Annotated in this window: 14 protein-coding genes; 13 read left to right on the top strand and 1 reads right to left on the bottom strand. The window is 74.3% G+C overall.

What is annotated here, in order from left to right:
* Positions 1 to 15: 15 nt before the first annotated feature.
* From pth to ACI793_RS19030, 11 genes are all read left to right on the top strand, one after another.
* Positions 16 to 702 carry an aminoacyl-tRNA hydrolase gene (pth, locus tag ACI793_RS19080; protein ID WP_456607956.1) on the top strand — a complete coding sequence of 229 codons (687 nt, stop codon included), beginning with the start codon at positions 16 to 18 and terminating at the stop codon, positions 700 to 702.
* Positions 703 to 898: 196 nt separating this feature from the next.
* On the top strand, positions 899 to 2,395 hold the full coding sequence (locus ACI793_RS19075; RefSeq protein WP_456607955.1) for a sugar transferase: 1,497 nt from the start codon (positions 899 to 901) through the stop codon (positions 2,393 to 2,395).
* A gap of 150 nt (positions 2,396 to 2,545) precedes the next feature.
* A complete protein-coding gene (locus tag ACI793_RS19070) occupies positions 2,546 to 3,775 on the top strand; it encodes a DUF1972 domain-containing protein (RefSeq protein ID WP_456607954.1) in 1,230 nt (409 codons plus the stop codon).
* The gene (locus ACI793_RS19065) at positions 3,772 to 4,518 is read left to right on the top strand and encodes a CDP-alcohol phosphatidyltransferase family protein (protein ID WP_456607953.1); all 747 of its coding nucleotides are present in this window, start codon (positions 3,772 to 3,774) and stop codon (positions 4,516 to 4,518) included. The genes ACI793_RS19070 and ACI793_RS19065 overlap by 4 nt, the downstream gene beginning before the upstream one ends.
* A complete protein-coding gene (locus tag ACI793_RS19060; RefSeq protein ID WP_456607952.1) occupies positions 4,515 to 5,156 on the top strand; it encodes a hypothetical protein in 642 nt (213 codons plus the stop codon). Before ACI793_RS19065 ends, ACI793_RS19060 begins: the two co-directional genes overlap by 4 nt.
* A gap of 2 nt (positions 5,157 to 5,158) precedes the next feature.
* Positions 5,159 to 6,358 carry a glycosyltransferase gene (locus tag ACI793_RS19055; protein ID WP_456607951.1) on the top strand — a complete coding sequence of 400 codons (1,200 nt, stop codon included), beginning with the start codon at positions 5,159 to 5,161 and terminating at the stop codon, positions 6,356 to 6,358.
* Positions 6,359 to 6,420: 62 nt separating this feature from the next.
* Complete coding sequence (locus ACI793_RS19050) at positions 6,421 to 7,203, top strand: polysaccharide deacetylase family protein (protein ID WP_456607950.1); 783 nt, start codon at positions 6,421 to 6,423, stop codon at positions 7,201 to 7,203.
* A gap of 77 nt (positions 7,204 to 7,280) precedes the next feature.
* Positions 7,281 to 9,347, top strand: coding sequence for an acyltransferase family protein (locus ACI793_RS19045; RefSeq protein WP_456607949.1), 2,067 nt, complete (start codon positions 7,281 to 7,283; stop codon positions 9,345 to 9,347).
* Between the two features lie 389 nt (positions 9,348 to 9,736).
* On the top strand, positions 9,737 to 14,185 hold the full coding sequence (locus ACI793_RS19040; RefSeq protein WP_456607948.1) for a PKD domain-containing protein: 4,449 nt from the start codon (positions 9,737 to 9,739) through the stop codon (positions 14,183 to 14,185).
* A gap of 137 nt (positions 14,186 to 14,322) precedes the next feature.
* Positions 14,323 to 15,576, top strand: a complete 1,254-nt coding sequence (locus ACI793_RS19035) for a hypothetical protein (protein ID WP_456607947.1) — start codon at positions 14,323 to 14,325, stop codon at positions 15,574 to 15,576.
* Between the two features lies 1 nt (position 15,577).
* The gene (locus tag ACI793_RS19030; protein ID WP_456607946.1) at positions 15,578 to 16,891 is read left to right on the top strand and encodes an O-antigen ligase family protein; all 1,314 of its coding nucleotides are present in this window, start codon (positions 15,578 to 15,580) and stop codon (positions 16,889 to 16,891) included.
* A gap of 335 nt (positions 16,892 to 17,226) precedes the next feature.
* Here ACI793_RS19030 and ACI793_RS19025 read toward each other — a convergent pair whose 3' ends face one another.
* Entirely contained in the window at positions 17,227 to 18,414 is a 1,188-nt protein-coding gene (locus ACI793_RS19025) for a YveK family protein (RefSeq protein ID WP_456607945.1), read from the bottom strand.
* A 330-nt stretch (positions 18,415 to 18,744) separates the two neighbouring features.
* Between ACI793_RS19025 and ACI793_RS19020 the strand changes: the two genes are divergently transcribed.
* Positions 18,745 to 19,227 carry an adenylyltransferase/cytidyltransferase family protein gene (locus ACI793_RS19020; protein WP_456607944.1) on the top strand — a complete coding sequence of 161 codons (483 nt, stop codon included), beginning with the start codon at positions 18,745 to 18,747 and terminating at the stop codon, positions 19,225 to 19,227.
* A 148-nt stretch (positions 19,228 to 19,375) separates the two neighbouring features.
* Positions 19,376 to 23,036, top strand: a 3,661-nt coding sequence (locus tag ACI793_RS19015; protein ID WP_456607943.1) for a PKD domain-containing protein, incomplete at its 3' end; no start/stop codon positions are given.

Raw genomic sequence — 23,036 nt, 5'->3', positions numbered from 1 at the left:
TCTCTATTAGCTGTCGTGCCGCCCAAACCCCCCACGACCCCAGCCCCCCCCCCCCCCCCCCCCCCCCCCCCCCCCGCCCCCCCCCCCCCCCCCCCCCCCCCTGCGGCGTCCGCTCCCGGCGACGGGCCGTTCCTCGTCGTCGGGCTCGGCAACCCCGGGCCCGGGTACGCCGGCAACCGGCACAACGTCGGCGCCATGGTGCTCGACGTGCTCGCCGACCGGGCCGGCATCCGGCTCTCGCCCGGCAAGGGTGCCCGCTCGCGCGCGCTGAGCGGGGAGGGCCGGCTGGCCGGCCGCCGGGTGGTCCTCGCCCGGCCGCTGACCTACATGAACGAGTCCGGAGGCCCGGTCCGGAGCCTGCTGGACTACCACAAGCTGCCGGCCACCGACCTCGTCGTCGTGCACGACGAGCTCGACATCGACTTCGCGGTGCTGCGGCTCAAGCGCGGCGGCGGCGAGGGCGGGCACAACGGCCTGCGCTCGATCACCCGCTCCACCGGCACCAAGGACTACCTGCGGGTGCGCGTGGGGATCGGCCGCCCGCCGGGCCGCCAGGACCCCGCCGACTACGTGCTCAAGGACTTCTCCTCGACCGAGCGCAAGGAACTGGACCTGCTGCTGGTCGTGGCCGCCGACGCCACGGAGCTGCTGCTCGCCCGTGGTCTCGAAGCCGCGCAGAACGACGTCCACCCCCGCAGCTGACCGTCGCGGTGCGCGATCGTGGCGCCGCGCCTCCCGAAAGGGTGAACGGTCGCTCTCCGTGTTGACCCTGGCGGTCACGGACTGTGAGTGTGGCTCCTGCGTCAGGGCCGCACTCGGGGGAGAACGTCCTGTTCGGAGGCCACTCGGCTCCATTCCCCGTATCGGCTCGATCACGGTACGTAACGGGGGAGTGACCATGTTGGTGGACAAGGCGGCACTGAGCGACGGGCTGGACCGGATCCCGGTTCCCCGCAGCGAGCGCGCCCCCGTGGCCGACCGGTCCCTCGAGCGCCGCCCCACCGCCTCCTGGGTGCGCACCTATGCGCTCGCGCTCGCGTCCGTCGAGGCGTTCGCGGCAGCGGTCATCGGGGCCTGCGTCGTCGTCACCCGGCCCGAGGGCCTGCCGCCGGTGCCCTCGCTCCTCTGGGCCTCCGTCGCCCTGGTGGTCGCGTGGCCGCTCCTGCTGTGGGCCTGCGGCGCGTACGCCGAGCCGTTGTTCGGGACCGGCAGCGACGAGTACCGCACCGTGGGGCGGGCCGGGCTCGTCCTGCTGGCGGTCGCCGGGTTCGTCTCCTACGCCGCCGACCTCGAGCTCAGCCGGGCGCTCGTCGTCGTCGGCATCCCGGCCCTCGCCGTCACCACGCTGGTGTGGCGGTACGCCGCCCGGTCCCGGCTCCGCCGGCTGCGGGCCCGCGGCCGGTGCACCAAGCGCGTGGTCGTCGTCGGCCGCGGGGGCGCGGTCCTGGAACTGGCCGACCGCCTGCGCCGGGAGAACTATGCCGGCCTGGACGTCGTCGGTTTCTGCGTGACCCCCGCCGACCGCGGCCGGGTGGCCGGTCTGGCCGACGTGCCGGTCGAGGGGCTGGACGACGTGGTGTCGATGGCCGCCCGGCTGGACGCCGACACCATCGCCGTCACCTCCGCCAGCGAGACCGCGGCCCAGTACCTGCGCCAGCTCTCCTGGAACCTGGAGGGCAGCGGCGTGGAGCTGCTCGTCGCCCCCGGGCTCATCGAGGTGGCCGGCCCGCGCCTGCACATCCGGCCCTTCGAGGGGCTGCCGCTCCTCTCGGTCGAGCAGCCCCGCTTCGAGGGCTGGCACCGCATGGTCAAGGGCGCCGTCGACCGGTGCGCCGCCGCGCTGGCACTGCTGGTGCTCTCGCCCGTCCTCCTGGGCATCGCGCTCGCCGTGCGGCTGACCAGCTCCGGCCCGGCCCTGTACCGGCAGGAGCGGGTCGGGATCAACGGTCGGTCCTTCACCATGCTGAAGTTCCGCAGCATGGTCGTCGACGCCGACCAGCGCCTCGACGCCATCCGGGCCGACAACATCTCCGACGGCCTGCTGTTCAAGATGCGCGAGGACCCCCGCGTCACCCCGATCGGTCGCTGGCTGCGCCGGCTCTCGCTCGACGAGCTGCCCCAGCTGTTCAACGTCCTGAACGGCTCCATGGCACTCGTGGGCCCGCGCCCGCCGCTGCCCAGCGAGGTCGCCCGGTACGACGCATCCGTCAGTCGACGGCTGCTGGTGAAGCCGGGCCTGACGGGCCTGTGGCAGATCTCGGGGCGGAGCGACCTGCCCTGGGAGGAGGCCGTCCGCCTGGACCTCCGGTACGTCGAGAACTGGTCGCTCGCCCTGGACTTCCTCATCCTGTGGAAGACCGCCCGAGCCGTTCTCAGCTCCTCCGGGGCGTACTGACCCACCCCTTTCGGAGGTCATCCGGAGGGGGGACGGCGTCCGGCGGAACGGCTCCGCCGGGCGCCCCGCCCCCGATCCTTGATCCGCGGTGCGTGTCACGTGCCGACGCGGCCCTTCCTGGTCGCTGACCAGCGAACGAACGGATCGACGATGCGCATCGCCATGCTGGGGACGCGAGGCGTCCCGGCCCGGTACGGCGGCTTCGAGACCGCGGTCGAGGAGGTCGGGCAGCGACTGGCCGACCGTGGGCACCGCGTCGTCGTCTACTGCCGCACCGAGCCCGGGAACTCCGACCGGCCCGCCCGGCACCTGGGCATGGAGCTCGTCCACCTGCCCGCCGCGCGCAAGCGGTCCCTGGAGACGCTCAGCCACTCGGCGCTCTCGGTCGGCCACCTGCTCGGCCACCGCACCGACGCCGCCTTCGTGTTCAACGCCGCGAACGCGCCGCTGCTGCCGATGCTCCGCGCCGCCCGCATCCCCGTCGCCACGCACGTCGACGGGCTGGAGTGGAAGCGCGCCAAGTGGGGCCCGGTCGGTCAGCGGTACTACCGCGCCGCCGAGTCCCTGGCCGTGCGCTGGTCGGATGCGCTCATCGCCGACGCCGTCGGCATCGCCGACTACTACCGGCACGAGTTCGGGGCGCCGACGACGCTGCTGACCTACGGCGCCCCCTTGATCGAGCCCGGTTCCGGCCGGCTCGCCGAGCTGGGCCTCGAGCCGGGGGAGTACCACCTGGTGGTCGCCCGCTTCGAGCCGGAGAACCACGTCGAGCTCATCGTCGACGGGTACACCCGCAGCAAGGCCACCAAACCGCTGGTCGTGGTCGGCTCCGCGCCCTACTCCGACGACTACACCGCCCGCGTGCACGCCGCGGCCGACGACCGCGTGCGCTTCCTCGGCGGGGTGTGGGACCAGGTGCAGCTCGACCAGCTGTACGCGAACTCCTACACCTACCTGCACGGTCACTCGGTCGGGGGCACCAACCCCTCCCTGCTGCGCGCCATCGGCGCCGGCGCGGCGGTGCTGGCCTTCGACTGCGACTTCAACCGCGAGGTCACCGCCGAGGCCGGGCGCTACTTCGGCAGCCCTGCCGACGTGGCCGCCCTCGTCGACGCCGCCGAGGCGGAGCCGCGGCGGATCCGGACGGCCGGGAAGCGGGCCCGCGAGCTGGCCGCCGGCTACGACTGGGACCACGTGGCCACCGGGTACGAGAAGCTGGCGCAGGCACTCGCCCGCCGCGACTTCCCGAGCCGGCGCCCCAGCGGCCACCGGATGCACCCGGCGACACCCGTGGCCCTCCGCATCCCGGAGCCCCGCCCCGAGCCGGCGGTCGAGATCACCGACTCCTCGATCATCCGGTTCCCCGGAGCGCAGCAGTGACCGCTGCGACCCCCCGGGTCGACGAGACGCTGCGGGGGACCCTCGATCGGCTGGCCGGCGCCCAGAAGGGTGCGGTGGGGGCTCCCGCGTACTCGCGGTTCGTCAACCGCAAGCTCGGCCGCCTGCTTGCCGCGGTCGCCTTCCACGCCCGCCTGACCCCCAACGCGGTGACCGGGATCAGCGCCGTCTTCACCGCCACGGCGCTCGTGCTGCTGGTCGTGGCCGAGCCCTCGTGGGCCGTCGGGCTCACGGTGGCCGCGTGCCTGGTCCTGGGCTACGCGTTCGACGCCGCGGACGGGCAGCTGGCCCGGCTCCGGGGCGGCGGCTCCCCGGCAGGGGAGTGGCTCGACCACATGGTCGACGCGGTGAAGGCGTCCGGCCTGCACCTGGCGCTGCTCATCGGCCTCTACCGCTTCGACGTGGTGGAGCCGGTGTGGCTGCTCGTGCCTCTGGGCTACTGCCTGGTGGACGCGGTGACCTACTTCGCCACCATGCTGAACGAGGCGCTCCGCGCGCAGCACGGCGTGGCCACCCGCGCCCAGCCGACGGCGCAGCGCGCCGGCGTGGCGCGTTCGCTCCTCACGCTGCCTACCGACTACGGGCTGCTGGCCTGCCTGTTCGTGCTCTACGGCGTGCCGGGGTTGTTCGTCCCCGCCTACACCGTGCTGTTCGCGGCGGCGGCCGGGTTCCTCGCCCTCGCCTCCGTCAAGTGGTTCACCGAGATGTCGAGGTTGCCCCGATGAGCGTGCTGTCCCGCCTGACCGCGAACCGGGGCGCGCGCCTGCTCGCCGTGGGGTCGGCCCTGGTCCTCGTCGGCATCGTCGTCCTGTCGCTGGTCGTGGGCGATGGCAGGTCCACGGCGGACACACCCGCAGCGGCGAGCTCCGCGCCCGCTACGACCAGTGCGCCACCTCTGGAGCTCGCTCCCGCACCGGTGACCCCGGAGGCCGCCGGGCCGACCGAGGACGTCACGCAGCTGCCCCCGAGCCTTCCGCCGGTGGGCTTGGACGAGCAGGCCGCCGTGGGCAACGGGATCACCGCCCAGGTCCTGTCCCTCGAGGCCATCGAGGGGACGGGCACGGGGCCGGGCAACATCGCCGGGCCCGCGCTGCGCGCGACCATCCGCCTCACCAACGGGACCGAGGCGCCGGTCTCCCTGGACGGGGTCGCCGTCGACCTCGCGCATGGCACCGAGCTGATCCCCGCGTCCCCGCTGGACGACCCGTCGGCGGCACCGTTCGCCGGCACGGCGCAGCCGTCCGCGGACGCGGTCGGGGTCTACGTCTTCTCCGTGCCGGCCGGCGACCGCGACCTGGTGAGCCTGACGGTGGGCTACCAGGCCGGAGCTCCCTTCCTGGTCTTCACCGGCTCGGCGGACTGACCGTGCGTCCGTCCCGACCGCGTGACGCCGACCGGGGGGTGCTGGTCGTGCACCCCGGGGCCGAGCTCTACGGCGCCGACCGCGTCCTGCTGGAGTCGGCGGCGGCCCTGGCCACCCGGTTCGAGGTCACCGTCGCGCTGCCCGGGAACGGGCCGCTCGTGGGTGAGCTGCAGGCCCGGGGACTGCACGTGGTCATCTGCCGGATGCCCGTGCTGCGCAACTCGGCGATGAGGCCGCGAGGTGCGTTGCGGCTGCTGGCCGACGCGGTCCGGGGTCTGCTCCCCGCGGTCCGGTTGATCCGGCGGCACGGTCGGGCAGGCGTCTACGTCAACACCCTCACCCTGCCGTCCTGGCCGCTGCTCGCCCGACTGGCCGGCAGTCCCTCCCTGTGCCACGTGCACGAGGCGGAGGCGTCGGCACCTCGCCTGCTCCGCCGGGGCATGGTGCTGGCGCCGGTGCTGGCCGACCGTGCGGTGGCGAACAGCCGGTTCACCCTCGACGTGCTCTGCGACGTCGCGCCGGGGCTGCGGCGGCGGACCGCCGTCGTCTACAACTCCGTGCCGGCGCCCGGTCACGTGCGCCCGGCCCGGGCGCGGCTCGAGGGCCCGGTCCGGCTGCTCGTGGTCGGCCGGCTCTCTCCCCGGAAGGGGCCGCAGGTGGCGGTCGCCGTCCTGCAGGAGCTGCTGCGTCGTGGGGTCGACGCCCGGCTGGACCTGGTCGGATCGGTGTTCGAGGGCTACGAGTGGTTCGAGGCCGAGCTCCGGGACACGGTCGCGGCGGCGGGCCTGGCCGACCGGGTGCACTTCGCCGGCTTCAGCGCCGACGTGTGGCCGCACCTCCGCGACGCCGACGTGGTGCTCGTGCCGTCGGTGGCCGAGGAGTCCTTCGGGCTGACCACCGTCGAGGCCGTGCTCGCCGCCCGCCCGCTGGTCGTCAGCGACACCAGCGGGCTGCGCGAGGCCGCGGCCGGCTACGCCTCGGTGCAGGCGCTGCCGCCCGGTGAGGTGCCGCGGTGGGCCGATGCCGTGGAACGGGTCGTCGGCGAGTGGGAGACGTTCCGGCAGGCGGCGATCGAGGACGCGGGGGAGGCCCTCCGGCGGCACGCCCCGGCGCGCTACCGCGACGAGCTGGTCCGAGAGGTCGAGGCGCTCCGCGGCCCGGTGCCCTCTCGGGCGCCGGTCGAGCCGGCGCCGACCCGCTGAGCCATCGCAGACGCCGCACGCCCGCGCGGACGGCGAGATCGTCGACATCCAGGAGGACGACCGTGTTCGGACAGGCAGAGGCCGACCCCGAGGGGCGGGGGCGGACCGCCACCCCGCCGGTGTTCATGTACCACTCGATCAGCCCCTCGGACGCGCCCGATCCGCACCGCCTGCGCGTGCACCCGGAGAGGCTGGACCGGCACCTGCGCCTCCTGGCCCGGCTGGGGCTCCGCGGGGTCTCCCTCGGTGAGCTCCTCCGCGCCCGCGAGCAGGGGAGGGCCGGCGGACTGGTCGGCCTGACCTTCGACGACGGCTACACCGACTTCCTGGACCACGCCGTCCCGGCGCTCGAGCGGTACGGCATGACCGGCACCCTCTACGTCGTCGCCGGGTGCCTCGGCGGCGCCAACGACTGGGACGACGGACCGCGGCTGCCGCTCGTGGACGCCGATCAGGTACGGGCGGTCGCAGCGGCCGGGCACGAGGTGGGCAGCCACACGATGACCCACCCGCGTCTGGCCGGTGCCGACCCCGCGGCCCTCGCCGCCGAGGTGGGGCAGAGCCGGCGGGTCCTCGAAGACGTGCTGCAGTCGGAGGTCCCGGGTTTCTGCTACCCCTACGGGGACTTCGACGACGCCGCGGCCGAGGCCGTCCGGGCGGCGGGCTACGACCACGCGTGCGTCACCGGGGACTACGACCCGGGCGACCGGTTCACCCTGCCGCGTTGCTACGTCAGCCCCGTCGACACGACCGTGCACGTGGCGGCGCGCATGGTGCGTCACCGGCTCCGATCGCGCCGTCGCGCGACGGTGGCCGGCACGGGTGGACGCGCGGCGAGCCGATGAGCGGCGTCGCCGCCCCGAGCCGGCCGCAGCTGCCGCCGGCGCACGGTGCGCTCCCCGGAAGACCGCACCGCTTCCGCGTGGACATCGAGGGACTGCGCGCGGTGGCGGTCGGCCTGGTCCTGGCCGACCACGTCCTCGGCTGGCCTGGCGGCGGCTTCATCGGGGTAGACGTCTTCTTCGTCATCTCCGGCTTCCTCATCACGGGGCTGCTGGTGCGCGAGCGCGAGCGGACGGGCCGGATCTCCTTCCGGGCCTTCTACGTCCGCCGCGCGCGCCGGCTGCTGCCCGCCGCCGTGGCCACCTTGGCGGCGACCACGCTCGCGGCCTGGCTGCTCTTCGTCGGCGGCCGGTTCTGGGACACGGTGACCGACGTCCTGTGGGCGCTGTTCTTCAGCGCCAACATCCACTTCGCCCAGCTGGGCACGGACTACTTCCAGCAGACGGCGGCGCCCTCCCCGGTCCAGCACTTCTGGTCCCTCGCCGTGGAGGAGCAGTTCTACCTGCTGTGGCCGGTGCTGATCCTGCTCGTCTTCGCGATCCCGGCGGGCCGGGGCGTCCTGGGGCGGCGCACGGTGCGGCTCGGACTCGTCGTGCTGGCCGTGAGCACCGCGTCCTTCCTCTGGTCGCTGCACGCCACCGCGGAGTCGCCGTCCACGGCCTACTTCTCCACCTTCACCCGGGCGTGGGAGCTGGGGCTCGGTGCTCTGGTCGCCGTCTCGCTGGCCCGGCTGGACCGGGTGCCCCCCCGCCTCCGGGCCGCCCTCGGCTGGGCGGGGCTCACCGGCGTCCTCGGCTCTGCCTTCCTGATCACCTCCGCCGACCCCTTCCCGGGCTCCCTCGCGGCACTTCCGGTGCTGTCGGCGGTGCTGGTCGTCGCCTTCGGGGCTGCACCGGGTGGTCCGGGGACGCGGTGGGCGCTGGGTAGCCCACCTGCCCGTTTCCTCGGCCGGATCTCCTACTCCCTGTACCTCTGGCACTGGCCGGTGGCGGTCGTGTGCTGGAGCGTCCTGGGAACCGAGGCCGCGGTCACGGCACCGGTGGCCCTCGCCCTGTCCCTGGCGCTGGCCACCGTCTCCTACTACGCGATCGAGCAGCCGGTGCTCGAGTCGCGGTGGCTGGTCGGTGGTCGGCGCTCACCCCTGCGGCCGGGTGCGGCGGAGACCCTGCGCCGCGGCCGGACGGTGGCGGCGGCGGCCGCGGCCGCGACGGTGCTCGCCGCCGCAGCGCTGACCGTCGCCTTCCCGCCCGGGCAGCTGGACGCGCGCACCGTGGCCGCGGCCGACGCCGTGCTCCAGGCCGCGGACCAGCCCCAGGGGGGCGTGGACGGCGCCGATCCCTTCGCCCGGGAGATCGCGACCGCCGCCTCGCTGTTGTCGTGGCCGGAGCAGCTCCAGCCGGGCCTCGACGAGCTGCCCGCCTACCTGGAGGAGCAGTGGAGCGACGGGTGCTTCGACGTGGGGGAGTGGAACGTCGAGCAGTGCCGGTTCGGCGCCGTGGAGGCACCCAGACGCGCGGTGGTGCTGGGTGACTCCATCGCCGGCGCCTGGCTGCCGGGCCTGCGTGCCGGCCTGGAGCCGCAGGGGTGGTCGGTGCAGACGCTGACGATGGGGCAGTGCCCGAACATCGACGCACCCACCCTCTACCGCAAGCGGCCGTTCACCGAGTGCGCTGAGCACCGGGAGTGGGCGCTGGAGCTCATCGCCGCCACCCGGCCCGACCTCGTGATCCTCAGCGACACCTACGACACCGAGCTCGCCGATGCCTCGGCGGACAAGGAGGAGGTGTGGCGCGCCGGGCTGACCAGGGTCGTCCAGCGGCTGCAGGCGTCCGGCGCGCGGGTGGTGCTGCTGACGGCGCCGCCGTCCGGGGCCAACCTGCAGACCTGCGCGACCGCCCTGAACGGTCCGGCCGACTGCCTGGAGAGCCCGCCGGGCCGGTTCCGGACGCAGGTGGCGCTGGAGGCGGACGTCGCCCGGAGCACCGGGGCCGCGCACGTCGACCCCGAGCGCTGGTTCTGCGCCGGCGGGCTCTGCCCCGCCGTCGTGGGCGACACCCCGGTCTTCGCCGACGGGCTGCACATGACCGCGGAGTACGCGCGGAAGATCGGGGAGGACGTGGTCGCCGCGGTTCTCGCTCCCGCGTGATCCACCCACCTCACCCCTCGGGGTGAGGCGGACCGGCACGACGGCCCGCGCCGACGCCCTGCCAGGGCCGGCGCGGGCCGTCGGCACGTCGGGGGCAGGGCGGCCGTGCACGGCCGAAACGGGACCGACACTCCGGACGACGTCGCGACTCGCTCTTGTATGACTACGCCAAGTAACTATGACGCAGCGGGCTGCATCGCGGTGACCAGCGCCGATGTACCGGATCGGGTGACGGCGCAGCCCTGGTGGGGCCGTGATCGTCACGCTTAGTGTCTGCCCGTCCGGGGGGATCACGGGGGTCCTCACGGCTGAGCAGTGGGGGAAACGTGACCGCACGAGCTACCGGGGCGACCCGGCGGTGGATCGCAGGTGGGCTCAGCCTCCTGCTCATGGGTGGAGCGCTCGGGCTGATGGCCCCGGCGGCCTCGGCGGACTCCGCGCCCCTCGATCCCGCCGACCCGGCCACGCCGGTCACCGTGACCGCCGACCCGCTGCCGACCGTCCAGATCGACGGCGTCGTCTGGGCGCAGGTCGTCGTCGGCAACACCGTCTACGTGGCCGGCCGGTTCGCCAAGGCCCGCCCGGCCGGTGCGCGTGCCGGAACGGCCGAGACGGTGCGCAACAACATGCTCGCCTACGACATCCGCACCGGTGAGCTGATCACCTCCTTCACTCCGGACCTCAACGGCCAGGCGCTGGCCATCGCCGCGAGCCCGGACGGCCGGCGCATCTTCGTCGGCGGCGACTTCAACCGCGCCAACGGTGAGGTCCGCAACCGGATCGCCGCCTACGACACCGCGACCGGCCAGCTGGTGCCCGACTTCCGGCCCAGTGTCAGCGGGCAGATCAGGGCGATCGCCGCGACGAACTCGACGGTGTACGTGGGCGGCAGCCTGTCCGCCGTCGGCTCGGTGAGCCGGACCCGGCTCGCCGCGGTGTCCGCGTCCGACGGTGCGCTGCTCCCGTGGGCTCCGGTGCCCGACGCTGCGGCCACCAACGGCAGCAACGAGGTGCTGGCGCTGGTCGTCACCGGCGGCGGCGACCAGGTCGTGGTCGGCGGCCGCTTCGCCGGCCTCAACGGGATCGCGGGCCCGGGCGTCGGTGCCCTGGACCCGGTGTCCGGGGCGACGCGCCCGTTCGCCGTCAACAAGCTGGTCACCAACCAGGGCACGGAGGCGGCCATCTGGGGTCTGTCGGCCTCGGGTGACACCGTCTACGGCAGCGGCTACGACTTCGGCGGCCCCGGCAACCTCGAGGGCACCTTCGCCGCAGCCGCTGACGGCGGCGAGCTCCGGTTCGTGGCCTACTGCCGCGGCGACAACTACGACAACTTCGCCACGTCCCAGGTCCTGTACATCGCCTCGCACATGCACAGGTGCGACTACATCGGCGGCTACCCGGACTCGGCCCCGGCGGAGATCTGGAAGCACGGCAACGCCTTCGGCCTCACGCCGACCACCACCGTGAAGGGGTGGTTCAACAACGCCAGGTTCGACGGCAAGCCGGCGCCGTCGATGCTCCACTGGCACCCGTCGTTCTCGCAGGGCACCGTCACCGGTCAGTACCAGGCCGGGTGGACCGTCGAGGGCACCGAGCAGTACGTGGCCTACGGCGGCGAGTTCCCGCGGGTGAACGGCGTCGCCCAGCAGGGCCTCGTCCGCTTCGCCCTGCCGTCCATCGCGCCGAACGAGTCCGGGCCGGCCGCCTCCGGCATGGAGCCGACGGTGACGCCGATCGGTGCCGGCACCGTCCGCGTGTCGTGGAAGACGACCAGCGACATGGACAACGAGCACCTGACCTACCGGGTCTACCGGGACGACGTCGTCGCGCCCGTGCACACCGTCCGTCAGGCCTCGAGCTGGTGGCAGCTGCCGACGCTGACCGTCGGTGACACGGGCCTGTCCGCCGGCTCGCACCGCTACCGCATCACCGCCACCGACCCCATGGGCAACGTGGCGACCTCGGGGTGGACGACGGTCGACGTCGCCACCGGCGGCGCGGCCCGGCCCTACGCCGACGTCGTGCGTGCCGACGGCGCCACCGACCACTGGTCGCTGGGTGAGTCCTCCGGGAACACCGCCGTCAACCTGGGTCGTGCGATGGAGATGACCTCGGGTAGCGCGGTCACCCGTGGCGCGGCAGGAGCGCTCACCGGGGACGCCGACACCGCATACGCCTTCCGCAACAGCAACTCGTCCTTCGCCTCGACCCGCACCGCCATCGCGGGGCCGCAGACGTTCACCGTCGAGGCGTGGTTCAAGACGACCTCGCGCAGCGGGGGCCGGATCGTCGGCTTCGCCAACTCCGCGACGGGGACGAGCTCCAACTACGACCGGATCGTCTTCCTGGACGCCGCGGGCCGGGTGAACTTCGGGGTCTACCCGAACGTCGACCGGCTGGTCGCGAGCACGGCGACGTACAACGACGGCCGCTGGCACCACGTCGTCGGCTCGCTCGGTGCCCAGGGCATGGCCCTGTACGTCGACGGCAAGCGGGTGGGCGCGCGCACCGACACCACGACGGCCCAGGCCTTCAACGGCTACTGGCGGATCGGTGCGGACAGCGTCTGGTCCGGCTCCAGGACCTTCACCGGCTCGATCGACGAGGTCGCGGTCTACCCCACGGCTCTGTCGGCCGAGCAGGTCGCCGGTCACTTCGAGGTGGGCCGCACCGGCGCCGCGGCGAACGTCGCCCCCACTGCGGCCTTCACCTCGCGAACGTCCTTCCTGGACGCGACCTTCGACGCGGCCGGCTCCACCGACACCGACGGCACCATCGCCTCCTACGACTGGGACTTCGGTGACGGGACCACCGGGACGGGCATCCGCCCGGTGAAGACCTACACGGCGGCCGGCACCTACCCGGTGCAGCTGATGGTCACCGACGACCGCGGCGCCACGGCTCGCGCCACCGCGACCGTCACGGTCACGGCGCCCCCGCCCAACGAGGCCCCCACGGCCGACTTCAGCGTCGCCGGCTCCGGGCGCACCGGGACCTTCGACGCCTCGGCGTCCTCGGACACCGACGGCACCGTGGCCTCCTACGCGTGGGACTTCGGCGACGGCGAGACCGCCACCGGTGTCCGCGCCACGCACGAGTACGACCGCGACGGGACGTACACCGTGCGGCTCACCGTCACCGACGACGACGGCGCGTCGGCGACCGTGGAGCGGGCGCTCACGGTCACCGGCTCGATGCTCGCCGCCGACGCCTTCGACCGGTCGGTGACCGGCGGTCTGGGCACGGCCGACGCCGGCGGTCCGTGGACCGCATGGGCCGGTGCGGTGCGGCAGTCGGTCAAGGACGGCGCCGCGGTGCTGTCGATGACCAAGGGCACCAACACCGGTTCGGTCCTGAGCACGATCGGTCAGACGGACGCGGACGTGCGCACCTCCTTCACGCTGTCGTCGGTGCCGACCGGCGGCGGTGCGATGGTGTACGTCGGTGCCCGGCAGGTGGAGACCTACGTCGGGTACAAGGGCCGCGTCCGGGTGCTGGCCGACGGCAGCGTCCGCGCCGGGCTGGTCAAGCTCACCGGCACCACCGACGAGGCGCTGATCGGCGCCGAGGTGCTCCTGCCCGGCGCGTACACGGCGGGGACGGAGCTGAACCTGCGGGTGCAGGCGTCGGGCACGGGGACGACGGACCTGGCGCTCAGCGTGTGGGCGGCCGGCACTGCCGAGCCCTCCACCCCGACGCTCGTGCGCACCGACACCACGGCGGCGCTGCAGGCCCCCGGTGGGATCAGCGTCGGCGGCTACCTCTCGGGCAGCGCGACCTCGCCGGTCGAGGTCCGCTTCCCCGGGATCACGGCCATGCCGGTGGGCGCCCTCCCGGTGGATCCGCCGGCGGCCAACACCGCGCCCACCGCGGAGTTCGCCTCCTCGGTCGCGGACCTGGCCGTGTCGGTCGACGCCTCTGCGTCGAAGGACGCCGACGGGACCATCGCCTCCTACGCGTGGGACTTCGGTGACGGCAGCACCGGCGCCGGGGTCACCGCCACCCACCCGTACGCGGCGGCCGGCACGTACACCGTCCGGCTGACCGTCACCGACGACGACGGCGCCACCGGCACGACGCAGCGCTCGGTCACCGTGACCGCCGCCGAGGAGCCGCCGGTGGAGCCCGAGCAGCCGGAGCAGCCGGAAACGCCGGAGCAGCCGGAGCAGCCGGAAACTCCGGAGCAGCCGGAGCAGCCGGAAACGGTCGCCGCCGACGCCTTCGACCGGTCGGTGACCGGTGGTCTGGGTACCGCCGACCTCGGTGGTCAGTGGAAGGCGTGGGCCGGCGCGGTGCGGCAGGCGGTCGAGGACGGTGCCGCGGTGCTGGCGATGACCAAGGGCACCAACACCGGGTCGCTGCTGGCGGTGGGCCGCACGGACGCGGACGTGCGCACCGCCTTCTCCCTGTCGTCGGTGCCGACCGGGGGCGGCGGCATGGTGTACGTCGGCGTCCGGCAGGTGGACACCTACCTCGGGTACAAGGCGCGGGTCCGGGTGCTGGCCGACGGAAGCGTGCGGGTCGCGCTGGTGAAGCTGACCGGCACCACCGCTGAGGCGCTGGTCGGTACGGAGGTCCTGGTGCGCGGCCTCACCTACACGGCCGGCACGGAGCTGAACGTGCGGGTGCAGGCGTCGGGCACCGGGACGACCGACCTGGCGCTGAGCGTGTGGGCGACGGGCACCCCCGAGCCCACCACCCCGATGCTGGTGCGCACGGACGGCACGGCGGAGCTGCAGGCGGCCGGCGGGATCAGCCTGGGCGGTTACCTGTCGGGCAGCGCCACCTCGCCGGTGGACGTCCGGTTCACCGAGGTGCGGGTCACGCCCGTCGCCTGATCACGCAGTCGGCCGACGGCCACCCCTCCCGGATCTCGTCCGGGGCGGGTGGCCGTCGGTCGTCCGTCCTGCCTCCATCGGGTGAGGGCCCGGCCCGGCGCGGCCGATCGGGGCGCCTCGACGGGGAGGATGGGCCGGTGAAGGCCGTGCTGCGTCTGCTGCGGCGCCCGGCGACGGGCGCGCTCGCCGGCCAGGCCGGGCAGGCGATCGCCGGTCTCGCGCTCCAGGTCGTCGCCGCCCGGGAGCTCGGCGCGGCCGGCCTGGCCACCTTCTCCGTGATCTACGGGGCCCTCGTCCTGGCCACTGCGATCTGCAGCGGGCTCGTCGGTGACTCGCTGACGGTGCTCGACCGCCGCCACCCCGGGCTCCGCGCCGGGCTGCACGTCAGCGCCGTCCTGGTGTCGTCGATCGCAGCGCTCCTGGGGGCGGTGCTCGCCGCCGTCACCGACGTGGTGCCCTCCTGGGCTGCGCCGGTGCTCGGGCTCGCGACGGCGACGTTCATCGTCGAGGACACCCTGCGCCGGCTGCTCATGGCCACCGGCCGGTTCTGGTCGCTGCCCCTCGTCGACGGCACCAGCGGGGTGTTCGCGCTGGGCTGCGTCGGGATCCTGGCCACCACCGGGCCCCTCACGCTGACGTCGTTCGTCGTGGCCGTGCTGGTCGGGCAGACGGCGGCCGCCGTCGTGGCCTGGGCGCTGATCCCGGCGGACGAGCGACCGCACGGTCCGTGGCGCCGGCCGGCGCTCTCGGAGGTCGCCGCCTTCGGCGCGTGGCGGGCGCTCGCGCAGACCATCCGGCCCGCCATGCTGACCCTGGTGCGGCTCGTGGTCATCGGAGCGGCGGGTGCCGCCGCGTACGGGCCGCTCGAGGTCGCCCGGGTCTACACCGCGCCCACTCTGGTCCTGGTCGCCGGGATGGGCTCCTTCCTCCTCCCGCACTTCGTCGCGCTCCGGCCGCAGGGCTCGGCTGCCGGGCTGCGGGCCGCCGATCGGGCGGCGCTGGGCCTGACGCTGGGGGTCGGGGCGATCGGCCTGGCCGCACTCGCCGCACTGCCGTGGCTGGGGCCGTTGCTGACCGACGGGAGCTACGCCGTACCGGCGGCCGCCGTCGCCGGCTGGTCCCTCTACGCGGCCGCGAGCGCCACGCTGCTGCCCTACTCCGCCCTGGCATCCGTGCACGGCCGGCAGCGGCGGGTCCTGGCGTTCCGCTGCCTCGAGTTCGCGTCGCTGCTCGGGGTGCTCGTGCTCCTGGTGTCGATGGGCGGGGACGCTGCGGTGTGGACCCCCTCGGCCCTCGCCCTGGGCCCGGCGCTGACAGCCGTCGCCGTGCGCCGGATGGTGCTCGCGCCGGAGCGGGACGCGCCGGCCGCGCCGATCCCGGTGGGAGCCTGACATGACCGACCGTGCCCCTCGTCCCGACGTCGTCCGGACCCTCGGTCAGGAGCTGTCGCGGGCCTTCGCCGTCGACGCGCCCGTGCGACCCGCGACGCGGGCGGCCGCCCGGACGTCGGGGTGGACGCCGGCGCCGCGTCCGGTGCGGCTCGTCGCCCTGCTGGTCGTGGTCGGCGCGGTGAGCTGGCGTCGCGGCGAGTACTTCTCGGGCTCGCTGGATCCCGTCGTCGTCGCCAAGGCGCTCGTCAGCGTCGTCGCGCTCGCGCTCGCACTGCTCCTGGCCCAGCGCGGGCCTCGCCGCCCCCTGGGTACCGGCACCTTGTGGTGGCTCGGCGTGGTGCTGGGCAGCTCGGTGCTGGGCGCCGTGACCGCCGGCAACGCCGTGGCGGGCAGCGTGGTGGCCGTGCGGGTCGCGCTGCTCGCGGCCACCGTCTTCCTGCTCCTCCGCGCCGCGCCCGCGACCCAGGTGCTGACGGCCGTCGCCTGGGCCTGCGGGCTGACCGCCGCGGTCGCCGCGCTCACCGGCGCGCCCAGCTTCGTGGCTGACGGCCGTCTCGCCGGCGGCGTCCCGGCGATCGACCCCAACGACCTCGCCCTGCTCGCCGGCGTGGCCGTGGTCGTGCTGACCTGGCGGCTGGTGCTGGACCAGCTCAGCGCGCCGGCGGTGATCGGTACCGTCTTCTTCCTCTGGGTCGTGTGGGCGACAGGTTCACGCACCGGCCTGCTCGTGCTCGTGCTCGCCATCGCCGTGATGGCCGCCTACATCCGCAGGCCGCGCGTGGGGCTCGTGGTGAGCGGGCTGGTCCTCGCTGCCGCAGCGGTGGTGGCGGTGACCGTCACCGGGGTGGTCACGGGGTTCGCGGCCCGGGGCGGTGACGGCTCGAGCACCCTCGACTCGAGGTTCGTCGCATGGCGCGCGTCGCTCACGTGGGCCGACTCGAGCTGGCAGCAGCTCTTCGGCGGCGGACTGTCGGTCAAGATCATCCGCGTGAAGGGCCAGTTCTGGGACACCCAGCCCCTGGACAGCAGCTGGGTCTCCCTGCTCGTGCAGACGGGCGTCGTCGGGCTGGTCGCGGCCGTCGCGTGGGTGCTCTGGGTGGTGCGTGGCACCCGCCGTGCGCCGCGGTCGCACCGGATCCTGTCGCTGGGGCTGCTGATCTTCGTCGTCGGGCGCAGCCTGCTGGAGAGCGGTCTGTTCGACGCGACGCCGGCGCTGCTGGTCCTCGTCGCCGTCTCGCTGCTCGCCGAGGGCGGCACCCGCGGGCGCCTGGCCGACGAGGAGTCCGCCGGGGCGCCGCACCCGGCTGTGCGCTGATCCCTGCCGTGCACCCGGCTGCGGCCGGGGAAGCCGGCGTCGGCCGGGTGGGCGACGAGGGCGGCGTCCTTCGCGCGATCACTCCTGCGGTCTCGTGGCCGTCCGACCGGAAGCGGGCACGGGACCGCCGAAGGTCGGCCGCCGAGTGCCCGGCGGACGGCGTCGAGCACCTCCCGCGGCCGGTCCCGGTGCCAGGGGGGAGGCGTACCGGGGAATCCCGACGGGGAGCAGCGATCACCCCGAGCCGGGGACGGGTTCCCGGTCCGACGGCGGCCGGTCCGGCCGCTGACCATCTCCGGCCCCCGGGGGCGGGGGTAATCAGTGCTCGGTCAGGTTCAGTGCTCGGTCAGGACGGCGCCCTTGCGGACACGGAGCAGGTTCCGGCCGGTCAGGACCTGCCGGTCGGTCACCCGGTCGGTCCGGCCGGCGCCCGTGCGGCCGCCGCGCCGCGGCAGCAGGACCACGGCGAGCGGCCGGATCCCGGCGGTCGTGAGGATCGCGCGGATCTCGTGCAGATCGGCCCGGTCCACGAGGCCCGCCTCGGCGACCACGACGACCCCCGCGTACTCCTGGGCGATGCGGCGCCAGTCGGCCAGCGGGACGGTGGGTGTCGCGGGCGACAGCTGCACCCCTCGCGGGCCGGCCGTTCCCGGGACGCCCACGGTGCTGGTGACCTGCGCAGGCACCCCGCCGTCGATCAGCTCGGTGGCGACGTCCTCGGCGAAGAGGCGGGCCGGGCGGTCGTCGTCCGGGGTGGCGCCCAGGACGAGGGCGTGCACCGCCTGGTCGGCGGCCGGCGCGGCGAGCCGGCGGGCGACCAGGGACGCCGGTCGGCCGCTGAGGGAGGTGGCCCGCCGGTTGCCTCGCGCGGCGGCGAAGACCGCCAGGTCCTCTCCGCCGGTTCCCCAGGCCTCCCGCACGTCCGACTCGGTGTGCACCCGGGTGTCGGTCCGGCCCCGGAGCACCGCCACCGCAGCGCCCAGCGCCAGGCCCACCACCAGCCCGAGTCCCAGGAGCAGCGTGGGCTGCGGTGCGACGGGTGCAGAGGGCACGTTCGCCGGGTCGGTCACGGTGAGGCTGACCGGGGTCGCGCCCTCGTCCGGCTGCTCGAGCTGCTCGACCGTCCGGCGGAACTCCTCCGCGATGGCATTCGTGGTCGAGGCGGCCCGGACCGGATCGGTGTCCACGACCGTGATGTCGATCTGCGAGCTGTCCAGGGGGCTGACGGCGGACACCCGGGCGCGCAGCTCGGCGACGGAGGCGGTGAGCCCCGTGGCCGAGATGACGGGGCCGAGGACCGCCTCGCTGCGGGCCACGTCCGGGTAGCTCGTCACCCGTTGCTTGATGAACTGGGCGCCGCTGCTGCCCTCACCGGCGGCGGCGACGAAGACGGTCGCGCGCGCCTCGTAGGTGGGCGTGGTGACCAGCACCGCGAGGAGCGCCACGGAGAGCGCGACGAGGGTCACGCCGACCCACGTCGTCCAGTACCTGCGCAGTGCCGCCAGGTAGTCCCGCAGTTCCATGCCGCCTGCTCCTCGTCCACGCCGGTCGGAGCTCCGGCGGGTGTCGTCCTTCCGTGCGCGGATCGACCGCGCGACGGATCGTGGAGCCGAGGTTAAGGCGCCGGACGACCGGATCGGCCCGGTCGGAGGGCGGGGCTCACCCCTTGGGGCAGGGCCGTCGGGGCGGTCGCCGTCCGCACCGCCGGGGCGCGCCTTCCCCGAGGGGGTGAACTTGCGGCCGAATCTCACTGCGGGTGATCGGTTCTCACTATGTTTCCGATTCGACCGCTGGGCGGGCGGGCTCAGACCTGGAGCCGGTGACCCAGCGTAAGGATCCGGGGGGATGGCAGCATGGTGAACTCAGAGTCGGGGAGGGCGCCGGTCGTCGGCTATGCGCCGGGGGCCTACGACCTGTTCCACGTCGGGCACCTGAACATCCTGCGGCACGCTGCGGACCACTGCGACCACCTGATCGCCGGCGTCGTCTCCGACGAGATGCTCCTGCTCACCAAGGGTCGCGCCCCGGTCATCCCGCTGGCGGAGCGGATGGAGATCGTGCGCAGCCTCCGGTTCGTCGACGACGTCCACGCCGAGGTCGTACCGGACAAGATCGACACCTGGCGGGACGTCCGCTTCGACGTCATCTTCAAGGGCGACGACTGGCGGGGCACCCCCAAGGGCGACCGGCTCGAGCGCGACTTCGCCGACGTGGGGGTCAGGGTGCACTACTTCCCCTACACCATGCACACCTCCAGCACGGCCCTGCGCCGGGCGCTGGCCGCCATCGACGCCGAGGACCCGGTGGGCCGAACCGCCCGCGCACGGACCTCCTGAACCCGGCGCGCCCGCATCTGGGCGCGCCCGGCCGCCCGCCATCATCGGGCACCACCGCCCCCTGCCACCGGCCCGGGGGACCGACGACGAGTCGGAGCCGCTCCCGGAGTCGGGAGCCGGTCGCGCACCACCTCACGGGGAGACAGGCATGCAGCGAGACGTCGTCGATCAGGCGGGCGCCGGCCGGAGGGTGCTCGCCACCCTGGTGTCGGGCGCGCTGACCGCGACCCTGGTCCTGCTCGGGGTGGCGATCCCCGCAACGGCAGCGGCCGTCGACGACACGCCCCCGCCCCTGCCGGACACCGTCTCCGCCGACGCGCTGCCGACCGTGCAGACCGACGGTGTCGTCTGGTCGATGGTCACCGTGGGGACCACGGTGTACGCGACCGGCAGCTTCGCCACGGCCACTCCGCCCGGCGGAGGGGCCGGCGTCCCGCGGGGGAACCTGCTGGCCTTCGACATCCGCACCGGTGACCTGGTCCCCGGCTTCGCCCACGCGCTCAACGGCCAGGGTCGCATCGTCGTCGCCTCGCCGGACGGATCCCGCGTCTACGTCGGTGGCGACTTCACCACCGTCGACGGCATCGCCCGCGACCACGTCGCGGCGTTCGACGTCGCCACCGGCGAGCTGATCGCCGACTTCGCCCCGTCGCTCAACCGGCCGGTCCTCTCGATCGCCGACACCGGGTCCACGGTCTACGTCGGCGGTGACTTCACCGCAGCCGAAGGGCAGCCCCGCACCCGGCTCGCTGCCTTCTCGACGGCGACCGGCGCGCTCACCCCGTGGGCGCCGACCGCGAACAACACGGTGCGCGGCATCGTGGTCGACCCCACGGGCACCCGCGTCGTCCTCGGCGGCCAGTTCTCCGAGGTCAACGGCATCACCGCCTACTCACTCGCCTCGGTGGACACCGCCGGCGGCGACGCCCGGTCACAGCCATGGGGGATCGACAACCACGGCGACCCGGCCGGTGCCTGGAGCCTGAAGATGTACGACGGCATCGCCTACGCGTCGGTCTACGCCTACCAGGTCGGCAACGTGGAGGGCGTCGTCGCCTTCAACCCGACCACCTTCGACCTGGTCTGGATGAACGACTGCCACGGCGACCCGTACGACACCTGGTCCGACGGCACGGTCGCGTACAACGCCAACCACGTGCACGACTGCGAGACCGCCGGCAGCTTCCCCGACCCCAGCCCTCGCACGTGGCAGCGGGCCAGCGCCATGACGGTCGCCGCGACCGGCACCCTCACCGCCACGACCGACGTGCCCCGTTACACCAGCTGGGAGGGGCGCCCGAGCCCGTCGATCCTGCACTTCTGGCCGACCCTGAACGCCGGCAGCTGGACCGGCCAGTTCCAGGGGCCGTGGTCGGTGACCGGTGCCGGTGACTATGTCGCCTACGGCGGCGAATTCACCTCGGTCAACGGCCAGCGGCAGCTCGGCCTCACCCGTTTCGCGAAGCCCTCGGCGGCGCCCAACGACCGTGGCCCGGAGGTGTCGGCCGCCCAGATGGCACCGACCGCTACGTCGACCACGGCCGGCACGGTGACCGTCACGTGGCCGTCGTCCTACGACATGGACGACGAGTTCCTCACCTACGAGCTGTTCCGGGACGGCGGGAGCACCCCCGTGCACACCGTGACCACCGGGTCCGCCTGGTGGAACCGGCCGATCCAGCGGATCACCGATACGGTCCCCGCGGGTTCCACGGTGTCCTACCGGGTGCGGGTCTCCGATCCGTTCGGCAACTCGGTCACCAGCGCCGCGTCGAACCAGATGACCGTGGTGACGCGCACGAGCGCGTACGCCACCGAGGTCCTGGCGGATGCACCGGCCCAGTACTGGCGGCTCGGTGAGCCCTCCGGGGTCACCGCCTACGACTACGCCGGCTCCGTCCACCTGACGGCCGGTTCCGGCGTCGGCCGCGACGCCGCGGGCGCGGTGCGTGACGACGGCGCGGTCACCACGGACGGCTCGGCCGCCGGTGTGGCGCGGACCGGTCGCACGGTGGACACCCCCGACGCCGCGTTCTCGGTCGAGGCCTGGGTGCGCACGACGTCGACCGACGGCGGTGTCGTCGCCCAGTTCGCCGATCCCGACGACCCCAACGGTCTGACCGACCGGACGATGTACGTCGACGCGGACGGGCGGCTGTCCTTCGGCGTCAGCGGGGTGACCTTCACGCCGAGGGCGATGCTCACCTACCGCACCGTCCGGAGCACCGGACCGGTGAACGACGGGCAGTGGCACCACGTCGTCGCCACCCTGGACGCTGCGGGCACCACGCTGTTCGTCGACGGCGAGCAGGTCGCCGCCGACAGCACGATGACCCGGCCGAACCCCTACGGCGAAGGCACTCTCTGGGGGCTCGGCAGCGGGTCCCTCACCGGCTGGCCGGACGCCCCGGCGAGCACGTCACTGGCCGGTTCGATCGACGAGGTGGCGATCTACCCGACGGCGCTGCCGGCCGAGCGGGTCGCGGCTCACGCCGCCGCTGCGCAGGCCACGGTGCCCAACGAGCTGCCCACGGCCTCGTTCACGGCGGCGGTGGCCGGGCTGGACGTGGCGTTCGACGCCTCGGCCTCCGCGGACGTCGACGGCTCGGTGGACTCCTACGCCTGGGACTTCGGCGACGGGACGACGGGGACCGGCGCGACGGCGTCGCACACCTACGCTGCTGCCGGCACCTACGCGGTGACGCTCACGGTGACGGATGACGCCGGCGCGACCGGCTCGGCCGCCCGCGACGTCGTGGCGGAGGAGCCGCCGGCGGGCGGTGCGGTGCTCGCCGCGGATGCTTTCGACCGGACGGTCACCGGTGGCCTCGGCACCGCGGACGCCGGAGGCCCGTGGACGGTCTCGGCGGGAGCGGTCCGGCAGTCCGTGGCGACCGGCACGGCGACGCTGGACCTGCCCACCCCGCGGAACAACACCGGGTCCTACCTCGGCGACGTCTCCGCCGTCGACGTCGACCTCACGGCGACCTTCTCCGTGAGCTCGATGCCGACCGGTGCCGGTACGTACGTGTACCTGTCGGGCCGCCGGGTGGCGGCGGGCCAGGAGTACCGGCCCGCGGTGCGGCTGATGTCCGACGGGCGTGTGGCGGTCTTCCTGTCCCGCCTGGCGGGTGGGGAGTCCTGGCCCGGTGGCGAGCGGGTGGTGGGCGGCCTCACGTTCGCCGAGGGCACGTCGCTGGACGCCCGCGTCGTGGTCACCGGCACCGGGCCGACGCAGCTCGCACTCACCGTGTGGCGGACGGGGACGCCGGAGCCGACGACCGCGGCGATGACCTGGACCGACGACACGCCGGTGCTGCAGGCGCCGGGCGCCGTCGGGGTGAACGCCTACCTGCCCGGCAGCGCCACCGCACCGACCTCGGTGCAGCTGACCGCGCTCCGGGCCGTGGTGCCTGACGCCGGCGCGCCGGAGCCCAACGCGGCGCCGGCCGCAGCGTTCGAAGCCGCGGTCGACGGGATGTCGGTCGCAGTGGACGGGGTCGGTTCCTCCGACCCCGACGGCACCGTGGAGTCGTACGCCTGGGACTTCGGCGACGGCGGGAGGGGCACCGGCGCGACGACGTCGCACACCTACGCGGCCGCCGGCACCTACGAGGTGACCCTCACGGTGACCGACGACGCCGGGGCCACCGGCAGCACCAGCCGGCAGATCACGGTCGTGCCGGGGACCGAGGAGCCGCCGCCCGCGGACGGCACGATCGCCGCGGACGCGTTCGACCGGACGGTGGCCGGTGGTCTGGGCACCGCAGATGTGGGTGGTGCGTGGTCGGTGCGCGCCGGTGGCTCGA

The organism is Blastococcus sp. SYSU DS0617, assembly GCF_054051075.1.
This window is presented reverse-complemented; position numbering and strand designations above follow the sequence as displayed.